At 48.5% G+C, this 9,906-nt stretch carries 12 protein-coding genes; 9 read left to right on the top strand and 3 right to left on the bottom strand.

Translation table 11 applies throughout. The annotated features are described in order from the left end of the window. Positions 1–152 precede the first annotated feature (152 nt). Entirely contained in the window at positions 153–245 is a 93-nt protein-coding gene (locus ACR2PX_RS00355; protein WP_433997380.1) for a helix-turn-helix domain-containing protein, read from the top strand. A 57-nt stretch (positions 246–302) separates the two neighbouring features. On the opposite strand, the gene ACR2PX_RS00350 is transcribed toward ACR2PX_RS00355, so the two are convergent. Beyond that, entirely contained in the window at positions 303–656 is a 354-nt protein-coding gene (locus ACR2PX_RS00350) for a sensor histidine kinase (RefSeq protein WP_433997379.1), read from the bottom strand. 243 nt (positions 657–899) lie between these two features. On the opposite strand from ACR2PX_RS00350, the gene pstS reads away from it, so the two are divergent. The 4 genes from pstS (at position 900) to pstB (ending at position 4,742) form a co-directional block, all read left to right on the top strand. After that, entirely contained in the window at positions 900–1,949 is a 1,050-nt protein-coding gene (gene pstS, locus ACR2PX_RS00345; RefSeq protein ID WP_433997378.1) for a phosphate ABC transporter substrate-binding protein PstS, read from the top strand. A 128-nt stretch (positions 1,950–2,077) separates the two neighbouring features. Continuing rightward, positions 2,078–3,004, top strand: a complete 927-nt coding sequence (gene pstC / locus ACR2PX_RS00340) for a phosphate ABC transporter permease subunit PstC (RefSeq protein ID WP_433997377.1) — start codon at positions 2,078–2,080, stop codon at positions 3,002–3,004. After that, the gene (pstA, locus tag ACR2PX_RS00335; protein WP_433997376.1) at positions 3,004–3,846 is read left to right on the top strand and encodes a phosphate ABC transporter permease PstA; all 843 of its coding nucleotides are present in this window, start codon (positions 3,004–3,006) and stop codon (positions 3,844–3,846) included. Before pstC ends, pstA begins: the two co-directional genes overlap by 1 nt. Next, complete coding sequence (pstB, locus tag ACR2PX_RS00330; RefSeq protein ID WP_433997375.1) at positions 3,843–4,742, top strand: phosphate ABC transporter ATP-binding protein PstB; 900 nt, start codon at positions 3,843–3,845, stop codon at positions 4,740–4,742. Before pstA ends, pstB begins: the two co-directional genes overlap by 4 nt. A 71-nt stretch (positions 4,743–4,813) precedes the next feature. On the opposite strand, the gene ACR2PX_RS00325 is transcribed toward pstB, so the two are convergent. Next, positions 4,814–5,872, bottom strand: a complete 1,059-nt coding sequence (locus ACR2PX_RS00325) for a hypothetical protein (RefSeq protein WP_433997374.1) — start codon at positions 5,870–5,872, stop codon at positions 4,814–4,816. A gap of 117 nt (positions 5,873–5,989) precedes the next feature. Next, complete coding sequence (locus tag ACR2PX_RS00320; RefSeq protein ID WP_433997373.1) at positions 5,990–6,916, bottom strand: SDR family NAD(P)-dependent oxidoreductase; 927 nt, start codon at positions 6,914–6,916, stop codon at positions 5,990–5,992. A 114-nt stretch (positions 6,917–7,030) separates the two neighbouring features. On the opposite strand from ACR2PX_RS00320, the gene ACR2PX_RS00315 reads away from it, so the two are divergent. The 4 genes from ACR2PX_RS00315 to asd all read left to right on the top strand — a co-directional run bounded on the left by ACR2PX_RS00315 (position 7,031) and on the right by asd (position 9,590). Beyond that, positions 7,031–7,240: a hypothetical protein gene (locus ACR2PX_RS00315; RefSeq protein WP_433997372.1), complete on the top strand. Its 210-nt coding sequence runs from the start codon at positions 7,031–7,033 to the stop codon at positions 7,238–7,240. Positions 7,241–7,438: 198 nt separating this feature from the next. Beyond that, positions 7,439–7,864 carry a CoA transferase gene (locus tag ACR2PX_RS00310; protein ID WP_433997371.1) on the top strand — a complete coding sequence of 142 codons (426 nt, stop codon included), beginning with the start codon at positions 7,439–7,441 and terminating at the stop codon, positions 7,862–7,864. Beyond that, on the top strand, positions 7,864–8,508 hold the full coding sequence (locus ACR2PX_RS00305; protein WP_433997370.1) for a CoA transferase: 645 nt from the start codon (positions 7,864–7,866) through the stop codon (positions 8,506–8,508). Before ACR2PX_RS00310 ends, ACR2PX_RS00305 begins: the two co-directional genes overlap by 1 nt. Positions 8,509–8,597: 89 nt before the next feature. Beyond that, a complete protein-coding gene (gene asd, locus ACR2PX_RS00300; RefSeq protein ID WP_433997369.1) occupies positions 8,598–9,590 on the top strand; it encodes an archaetidylserine decarboxylase in 993 nt (330 codons plus the stop codon). Positions 9,591–9,906 lie beyond the last annotated feature (316 nt).

Raw genomic sequence — 9,906 nt, 5'->3', positions numbered from 1 at the left:
TGTCATTCTCCAGATATCTGAAGGATCGAATCTCCGGGACTGGAACTATTCCCCGGTTATCAGACATGGTGCGGGAAAAATCTGTTCAGCTCATGAACCGCTCTGCCTACGAATTTTGAGCAGTTACCCAGGATCTTCACACAGTCTACCAATTGAATCAGCAGAATATCAGCAAAACTGCCAGAGCTTTGGGCATCAGTCGCAATACCCTTTATAAGCGTCTAAAAAATCAGGGAATCAAATAATATTGAGATTGTTAAAGCCCGGTATCAAGCACGTTATTGAGACATCCATAGCAAGAACTAAGCTCTGACTTCATCCTTTTGCTGATAGAGTGTCAGTTCAAAGTAGAAAACCGTGCCTTTGCCCTCCTCGCAGATAAAACCGATTTCTCCACCGTGCTTTTCAATAATGGTTTTCGAGATGCTGAGCCCCAAACCCGTTCCTGCTTCTTTTCTGGTTAAGGTGCTGCCAGCCTGAGTAAACCGATCAAACAGCTTGTCTTTAAATTCAGCAGGAATGCCCGGCCCTTCATCCCTGACCTTCACCCTGACTTTGCCACTGTCAGCCTGAGACTCAACCGAAATTTCGACCGTTGAATCCTTTGGCGAAAACTTGATGGCATTGGATAGCAAGTTGGTCAGTACCTGAATCATTCTGTCAGCATCGGCCAGGAAGCCCCGGTTAGCAAGTAGTTAGAGTACTCACCTTTGCACTGTCATAAAACACCAATAAAGCTGTAACATTACTGAAATATATTCCCCCTATTCTCGCAACCATCAAATTTACAAGCAAAAGAAAAGTGTTTTGCACAAACCAACCCTATAACGGCGCGGCAAAATATTTTTCTCAGTGAAAACAAGTACACACTCTAAGCGAGTTTCTCGGGGAGAGAACAAGTGAAGTTACTGAAGTCTGTTCTGATATCATCTCTGCTGGCTGCAGCGTCCTTCTCTGCATCTGCCAAGACTGAAGTCATCAACGGTGCGGGAGCCAGTTTCCCACACCCAATCTACGCCAAGTGGGCTGAGGAATACCAAAAAGAAACCGGTATTCGTATCAACTACCAGGCAATCGGTTCCGGCGGTGGTATCCGTCAGATCACCGCCAAAACCGTTGACTTTGGCGCCAGCGACGCGCCTCTGGATAAAAAGAAACTGGATAAAGAAGACATGATCCAGTTCCCGATGGTAATGGGTGCCATTGTTCCTGTTATCAACGTTCCAGGCATTGAGCCAGGCGCCCTGAAACTGACCGGTAAAGTACTGGCAGATATCTATCTGGGTAACATCAAAAAGTGGAATGACGAGCGTATTACCGCCCTGAACCCGGGGGTCAACATTCCTAATCAGGCTATCTATGTCGTTCACCGTTCAGACGGTTCCGGCACTACTTACAACTTCACTGACTACCTGAGCCGTGTCAGCTCTGAGTGGAAAGAGAATATTGGCAAAAACACCGACATTACCTGGCCTAAGAAAGCCACCACCATCGGTGGTAACGGTAACGCGGGTGTAGCTAACTTCGTTCGTCGTACTCGTGGTGCTATCGGCTACGTTGAGTACGCTTTCGCCAAGCAAAACAATCTGACCCACACCCAGCTGAACAGTGCTGATGGTAAATCCCTGCAGCCTGGCATGGATACTTTCCAGGCTGCTGCTGCCAACGCAGACTGGGCTAACGCTCCTGGTTTCCGCCTGCTGCTGAACAATCAGCCTGGTGCCGACTCCTGGCCTATGACTGCCGCCACTTTCATCCTGATGCACAAGGATCAGGTGAATGCCGAGAAAGCTCAGATGATCATCGATTTCTTCGAATGGAGTTATGAGAAAGGCGGTGACTACGCAGTAGGTCTGGATTACATCCCAATGCCAGAAGCGGTTGTTGAAATGGTTGAAAACGTCTGGAAAAAAGACCTGACCACCAACGGTCAAACCATTATCAAATAGCCCTAAGCCCGAAATGCTGTCTCTGACAGCATTTCCTAAATCAAGTGCTCAGTATCCAAGGCTTTCTGAAATAGGAAACGAACGACAGTTGATCAGCATAGTGCTGGTCAACTGTCGTGTTGCTGCTTATGCTTTTGACTACGATGCCCCGCGCTATGAATGGTGACTCAATCTTCTACAGATTGAGCTTCACCAGCGCCATTCTGATATTTCTGCTGTTGATCGGGATCATTCTTTCCCTGGTCGACGGAGGCTGGCAAGCCCTTATTGAGTTTGGTCCCGGTTTTGTATTTCGCAATGTCTGGGATCCAGTAAACAGCGACTTTGGCGCTGCCGCCGCTATTTACGGCACCCTGGTGTCTTCTCTGATTGCTATTGTGATTGCCATTCCTGTAGGTCTGGGTATAGCTATCTTCCTGGCAGAGCTGGCTCCCAACTGGATCAGCAAGCCCATCGGAATGGCCATTGAACTGCTGGCCGCTGTGCCCAGTATTATTTACGGCATGTGGGGTCTTTTTGTTTTTGTCCCCTGGTTCTCCGAAGGCTTTCAGTTCTGGGCTCTGGAAAATCTGGTGGGCCTGCCTCTGATTGGCCCCTGGTTTGATGGGCCTCCCATTGGCATCGGTCTGCTGACCGCTGGCATCATTCTGTCCTTCATGATTTTGCCCATTATTACCGCCTTGACCCGTGACGCGCTGAAAACCATTCCCAATGTGGTGAGAGAAGCGGCTTACGGTGTGGGTGCAACCCCCTATGAAGTCATTACCCGCGTACTTCTGCCCAGCATCAAAAATGCTGCAGTCGGTGCCGGTATCCTCGGCCTGGGTCGTGCCCTGGGCGAAACCATGGCGGTTGCTTTTGTTATAGGCGGCGCCAACCGTATAGAGACTTCGCTGTTCATGCCTGCAAGCTCTATTTCCTCCACGATTGCCCAGCAGTTCAACGAAGCCACCAATGAGATGCACATCTCGGCTCTGATCAGTTTGGGTCTCGTACTGTTCGTACTGACATTTATTGTGATGGGCGCAGCCCGTCTGCTGTTGAGGAAGCGATAATGCCAGTCAGGAAACTCAAGAACTACGCCTTTATCGGTTTTTGCATTTTCTGTGCGCTGTTTGGTCTGGTTGTTCTGACCAGCGTACTGTACAGCCTGATTGGAAAAGGTATTTCCGGTATAGGTCTGCACATTTTCACCGAACTGACACCAGGGCCCGGTAGCCAGGGTGGCCTGAAGAACGCCATTATTGGCAGTTTGATTTTGACCGGTCTGGGTATTCTGATTGCCGCTCCTTTAGGAGTATTAGCCGGAACCTGGCTGTCCGAATCCCCACAGAGTTCAAAAATTGCTGAAACACTGCGCTTTCTCAACGGCATGCTGATGAGTGCCCCTTCCATCCTGGTAGGTCTGTTTGTCTACAAGGTGGTGGTTGTGACCACAGGGTCCTTCTCAGGCTGGGCCGGTGCGATCGCTCTGGCTATTCTGGCTCTGCCGATTATTGTCAGCACCACAGAAGAAATGCTTCGCCTGGTGCCTACCACTTTGAAAGAAGCCGGTAGTGGTCTGGGTGCTCCTCGCTGGAGAGTGATTACCCAGCTGTGCTACCGGGCAGCAGGCCCTGGCATTATTACCGGCATCCTGTTGTCGGTAGCCCGTATCACCGGTGAAACAGCGCCCCTGTTGTTTACCGCCCTGAACAGTAATTTCATGAGCACCGACCTGGACAAGCCAATGGCTAACCTGCCGGTGACCATTTATCAGTATGCCATGAGCCCCTTTGAATCCTGGAATGACCTGGCCTGGGCTGGCGCACTACTGATTACCGTATTTATTCTGATTATCAATATTCTGGCCACCGTTTTACCGCGTTGGATCAAAGCTCGAAAGGCAGCCAAATGAACATGAACATTGCTACTGCTCCTGCGGCTACAGAAGCGTCTGCGACCCATGAAGCGTCTGCGACCCATGATGCGTCTGCGACCCGGAAAAGCCTGACTGATACTCATACAGAAACCGGCCTGGCTGAAGATATTCTGTATCCAAGAATGGAAGTCAAAGATCTCAGCTTCTTTTACAGCAAAGGTTCTGAGCCGGCGTTGAAAGAAGTGAATATGCCGATCTACAACAACAAGGTAACGGCACTGATTGGTCCTTCCGGCTGCGGTAAATCGACGCTGTTGCGTACCATGAACCGTATCTTTGATCTGTATGGCAGCCAGGCGGCAGAAGGTGAGATTCTGCTGGATAACGAAAACATCCTGCAGCGCGGTGTTGACCTGAACGACCTTCGCTCCAAAGTCGGCATGGTCTTCCAGAAGCCAACGCCTTTTCCTATGTCCATTTATGACAACATTACTTTTGGACTGAAAATGAGAGGGGGCATGAGCAAGCCGGAGATGGCCATTCGCGCCAAAAAAGCGCTGAAGCGTGCTCACCTGTGGAAAGAAGTCAAAGACAAATTGCATGCCGATGCCAGCAGCTTGTCCGGCGGCCAGCAACAGCGTCTGTGCATTGCCCGTACTATTGCTCTTGAGCCTGAAGTCATCCTGATGGATGAGCCTACTTCCGCTCTGGATCCTCTGGCCACCAGCGCCATTGAAGAACTGATTACCGACCTGCGTAAGAAATACACCATCGTAATCGTTACTCACAACATGCAGCAGGCCATGCGTATCTCTGATTACACTGGCTTTATGTATCTGGGAGAGCTGGTTGAATTCGATGAAACCAGCAAGATCTTCAAGGACGCTGCCAACCAGAAAACCCGCGACTATATTGCCGGTGACTTTGGTTAATAGTCTGCTAATGACTGTGGAGCCTATGGCTCCACAGTTTTTCTTTCCTACCGAAAAAACTCTCTATTCCACTAAAGCTCATCTCTCCTGCTTCTAAAAGAGCGCACTATTTTCTTGTAAAGATCCTTCAGCTCCAGCGAGAGCTGTTCCTCCAGTGAGAACCACAGTTTTTTGAGGGAATGGGGATGAGTAGAAAACTGCTCAATAGCCTTAAGATTAAACGGATCTCCCCGCACACCCAGTTCTTCAAAATTGACTTTTTCAGCGAACTGACAAGTAGGCGTCAATAAATAGTTCAGAACCAGAAGCTGCTGTCTGTACCGTTCCACTATGGCCTTGCATCGATGAACTTCCAGAGGGCAGGCGTAACCTCCCTGGGCCACGTTGATTCTGTTATTCACAGATCGAGCCATTCGACGGGTAGAATAGGAACTGCAGTTTACGCTCTCGTCCCATGCAGGAGATAAATAGGTGTTGATATTAAAAGCAGCCTGTTTGTTCAACGCCCATTGACCGCTGACACAGGTGACATAGTTTTTCGGCACTCTCGCTTCTTCAAAATACCGCTCTCCCAACAGATCCTGCCAAAATAGAAAACCTTCATAGTTGGCAGCCAGATCCCCTCGCGAAAATACGCCGGTCGTCGTCAGTCCATAAAAAGTCGTTTCAGTAAATATACCGAAATCCAGGAGATCTCTGAGAGTGGGCTGCCTGTGGCTGCGAACATAGTAGAAGTAAACGAAACCTGTACCCAGGAAGTGAGACACCTTGTCGGTACCAATAATCAGTCCATTAACGCCCAGAGCCGGATTATAAACACCGGGCATTCTGATGGGGAACCAGAGACTGTCGGGCTCTTTGGCATCGGCATAGATGCTCAGATCGAAAGCAGGTTTGGCCTTGATCAGACTGTTATTATTTTCTGCCTCCCGGTTAAAGGCATCTTTTGTCATGCCGCCCAGCTTGCCCAGCAGATTATCGTAGAAGGCTTCTCTATCGCACCCTCTGGTCTCAATAACCGCTTCCTTTATCAACCGATTAACGTACTGATTGATGAATTCAAGATTTTGCGGGTTTGGATCCGCTATCAGCTGAGACCGTGCTGTAAAACTGTCAATCTCCGAAGCCATTGCACAATGGCTGATGATCAGGAACAAGATCAGAAAGCGCCTCATAAGAGATACCCTGTCGTATGAATACCGTCAAACAGCATAGTTCGCACGGGTCATCTTTCTGATCATTTCTCATTATTTCTTCTGCATCACCGGGACAGGCCTTATGACCAACGATGCTCCCGTGGTGTCCAGCGTGATGCCATAATGCTCCTTCAAATATCGGGTTACGCCCTGACGAGTCTGGATCCGAAAGACTTTGCTACCACTGTCGTCGTCAATAGCAGCTTTAATTACCTCAGCCACTTCTGCTGGATCCTGACCACGACTTAAGCCCTCTTCCAGTCTCTTCTCAAAAGCCTGAAATGATTTGGAAAAATACCCTGGCACCTCGTTGGCTCCGGGAAAATCTGCCCCTTTTTTGAACTCTGTCCGGGTATAACCCGGCTCAACCACCTGACAACTCAGATTCCAGGGGGTGCCATCAGAACGCTTCATTACCCCCAGGTAACCTTCCATAGCCGCACAGGTACCTTCAATAGCAAACTTGGAGCCCGAATAAACGTCCATCATAGGTATTCCGACAGCACCCGCCAGAGAAGAAACATTCAGCAAACGCCCAAAATTGTTTTCTCTCATCACCGGCAGTACTTCTTTCATTAGCAATAGAGGGCCGATGACATTGATTTCAAACTGTTTTCGAATCTGTTTTTCTGTCAGCAGCTCAAGAGGGCCATAAACCCCCATTCCGGCGTTATTGACCAGAACATCCAACCGTTTTTCTCTCTTCCTGATAATGCCAACGGTTTGCTGGATTTCGACATAGCGAGTCTGATCCATTTTCAGCATGGTGATCCCTGGAAAATCCTTAGGGTCCGGAAGCGTGGTATTCCAGGTACCATAGACCTTATAAAGATCGGGGCTTTCTGCCAATTTCAGCACCAGAGCCTTGCCGATCCCTTTACTGGCACCGGTGACCAGCACCACTTTAGGCTGTGCTATTGCCGTTAGCTGGATGACGGTCAGTATGATGCCCAGAAGAATGCGGACTGAATTTCGCATTTATATTCTCCAAACCAAAACTAACTTAAGTTAGCACAGAGAAAACCCTCCATCTGTAAAGGAAGGTGTTAGACTGAAACCGTGTTTTCTTTCACGACTGTTTGAGGCTCTTGTATGAATCGTTACAAGCAATTAGAACAGCTGGACATTGAGTTTCAGGAAGCGGAAGACGCCTGGGAACAAGCCAACAGCAACTCTTCCCTGAGTCACGAAGATAGACAGCCTTTTCTGGACCTACTGCATAAAAGTTTTGAAAAAAGAAGAGCACACCTCACCAAACACTGGATTGACCCCATGCAAAAATACGATAGTACCAGGAAATAATCTCCTGCTCTTATATTACCTCGCTCGCCCAATCGTCATTTAATAGCCTTCTGGTATCAGCCATTCAGACTAAAGCAACCAGCTTATTTTAATGGATAATAAGTCCCTGCAATAACAACAACAGGGGAAGGCCATGGGCCCTTTGAAAGGCATCAAAGTTCTGGAAATTGAGGGATCGGACCCGGTCCTTTTGCTGGCATGATGCTGGCGGATATGGGGGCTGATGTCATCCGGGTGGAACTACCCAAGGGTGGCATGTTTGGTGATAACCCCAAACTGGACATCCTTAATCGTGGCAAACGCTGCATTGGCGTTGACCTCAAGACCCGGGAAGGTGTTGAAACTGTTCTGAAACTGGCAGAAAGCTGTAACGCTATGTTTGAAGGGTTCCGCCCAGGCGTCGTTGAAAAGCTCGGTATTGGTCCCGAACCGGTGACGGCTCTGAATCCACACCTGGTCTATGGCCGAATGACAGGCTGGGGGCAGGACGGCCCTCTCGCTCATGCCAGTGGTCATGATATCAATTACATCTCTATCACTGGGGCACTGCATGCCATAGGAAACCGTGGAGAAAAACCTGTGGTTCCCCTGAATCTGGTCGGTGACTTTGGTGGCGTGGTTTAATGCTCGCTTTTGGTATGGTCTGTGCCATTCTCGAAGCAAAAGCATCAGGAAAGGGTCAGGTAGTGGATGCAGCCATGGTGGATGGTGCAGCTGCACTGATGGCCAGTATCTACGGTGCCCAGCAAAGTGGTTTCTGGTCCGAAGAGCGCGGCACTAATATGCTGGATTCCGGTGCCCATTTCTACGACACCTATGAAACCTCTGACGACAAGTTCATTTGTGTAGGCGCTTTTGAACCTCAATTCTATGCTGAGCTGTTAACCCTCATTGGACTGGAAGATGAGGAGCTGCCACATCAGATGGATATGGGGCAGTGGCCTGATATGAAAGAGCGCTTTACTGCCGTGTTCAAAACCAAAACCCGGGATGAATGGTGTGACATTCTGGACGGTACCGATGCCTGTTTCTCACCGGTATTGCCGATGTCCGAAGCGTACAACCATCCACACAATGTTGCCCGGGGAACCTTTGTAGAACGTGAAGGGATTATGCAACCCAGACCAGTCCCCCGTTTCAGTCGAACCGACAGTGAGATTCAAAGGCCTGCAGCCCGAGTCGGTGAACATACTGACGAGATTCTTATAGAAATGGGCTTCACTACAGACGACATAAGCAGACTAAAAGAGCACAAAGCTATTAAATAACCATTCGACCAATCAGGATGGGTACTTTTCCCATCCTGTTCTACTCTTCTTCTGAACCTAATCCTATATTCAGCTTCAGGTTTCTTTCCATGAATATCCCAGAGCTATCGGGTGTCAGGGCATTCTTTCTTCCTGCCTTGCTCTCACTCCTCATCACTGACAACGCTCTGGCAGACGTCAGCTGTAAAAAACCAATCAATAAACAGATTCCTTACGAGCTATTACTTAATAATCTTCTGCTGGGTGCTCAAATCAATCAAACCAGTCAGGATACCCTGACGTTGTTGAATATGAATATCATTACGGATATCGCCTATGCCGACAGCCGTCTGATCAAAGAGCCCCTGATTGAAGCTTTTATTAAACTTTTTGACATTGATGTAACAGAGCTACTCCATCCCGAAGTGGGTTGGTACGAAAACTTCAATACTTTCTTCACCCGGGCGCTGAAGCCAGGAGCTCGACCCATAGACGCCGAGGTAAACACAATAACCAGCCCGGTCGATGGACTCGTTTCAGAAGCGGGAAGAATTGACGGCCTGCAAATGATTCAAGCCAAGGGAAAGCTTTACTCGGCGGTGGATCTCTTAAACGGTGATGCACAATTAGCGGACGAGTTTTTTAAAGGCTCTTTTATCACCTTCTATCTCTCACCGGGCAATTATCACAGGGTTCACATGCCTTTTAATGGCACTCTCAGAACACTGGTCAGTGTTCCAGGAAAGCTGCACAGCGTCAGCCCCTGGCACGCCCAATCCATTAATAATCTCTATGTTAAAAATGAACGGATGATCGCCGTGTTTGACAGTGATTTTGGCCCCTTTGTCATGGTGCTGGTAGGGGCCGAAAATGTAGGACGCATTGAAACCAGTTGGTTCTGTATAAAACCCGAACTCAACAAAGAGGTTGTTACCCTCGATTTTAGCGATAAAGTGCCACCTGTCCGGCTGGAGAAGGGAGAAGAAATGGGATTATTCAACTTGGGCTCCACTATCATTTTAATGTTTCCGGAAAACCGGGGAACCTTTGACCTTAAAACCGGTAACAAAGTCAAAATGGGAGAAAAGGCAGGCTATTATTAAGCTGGAACTCATCACTCTGATCGACTGACAAGTATTCAACACGTCTTTGCTAAATTTAAACGACAGGGTTCATTCTCAAGGATTAGAGGATCCCATAATGCAGTTGATCAGAGAACTGGAGAACCTTCATGACTGTGAAACCAGCCAGTGCCGAAATAATCAGTTACGATGGGTTCAAAGCAGCATTAATGGGCCCTTTTACAGGTTGGCTGATCATTTTTGGGCCTCCTGCCTGATTTTTAGATAGAGATAATCAAGATCATTGTAACCACATGCCTTGTATATTATCCGCTTGATGACACCATTGAAGGCTTCG

It is taken from the genome of Endozoicomonas sp., assembly GCF_051008435.1.
Taxonomy (GTDB): Bacteria; Pseudomonadota; Gammaproteobacteria; order Pseudomonadales; family Endozoicomonadaceae; genus Endozoicomonas_A.
Note: the sequence above shows the minus strand (reverse complement) of the source record. Positions and strands in the feature narration are given on the sequence as shown.

What these genes read in the sequence shown, in the direction of transcription:
- pstC (WP_433997377.1), top strand. Translation starts at nt 2,078, where the DNA reads ATGCTTTTGACTACGATGCCCCGCGCTATGAATGGTGACTCAATCTTC.
- ACR2PX_RS00350 (WP_433997379.1), bottom strand. Translation starts at nt 656, where the DNA reads ATGATTCAGGTACTGACCAACTTGCTATCCAATGCCATCAAGTTTTCG.
- asd (WP_433997369.1), top strand. Translation starts at nt 8,598, where the DNA reads ATGAATATCCCAGAGCTATCGGGTGTCAGGGCATTCTTTCTTCCTGCC.
- ACR2PX_RS00310 (WP_433997371.1), top strand. Translation starts at nt 7,439, where the DNA reads ATGATGCTGGCGGATATGGGGGCTGATGTCATCCGGGTGGAACTACCC.
- ACR2PX_RS00325 (WP_433997374.1), bottom strand. Translation starts at nt 5,872, where the DNA reads ATGGCTTCGGAGATTGACAGTTTTACAGCACGGTCTCAGCTGATAGCG.
- pstA (WP_433997376.1), top strand. Translation starts at nt 3,004, where the DNA reads ATGCCAGTCAGGAAACTCAAGAACTACGCCTTTATCGGTTTTTGCATT.
- ACR2PX_RS00305 (WP_433997370.1), top strand. Translation starts at nt 7,864, where the DNA reads ATGCTCGCTTTTGGTATGGTCTGTGCCATTCTCGAAGCAAAAGCATCA.
- pstB (WP_433997375.1), top strand. Translation starts at nt 3,843, where the DNA reads ATGAACATGAACATTGCTACTGCTCCTGCGGCTACAGAAGCGTCTGCG.
- ACR2PX_RS00320 (WP_433997373.1), bottom strand. Translation starts at nt 6,916, where the DNA reads ATGCGAAATTCAGTCCGCATTCTTCTGGGCATCATACTGACCGTCATC.
- ACR2PX_RS00315 (WP_433997372.1), top strand. Translation starts at nt 7,031, where the DNA reads ATGAATCGTTACAAGCAATTAGAACAGCTGGACATTGAGTTTCAGGAA.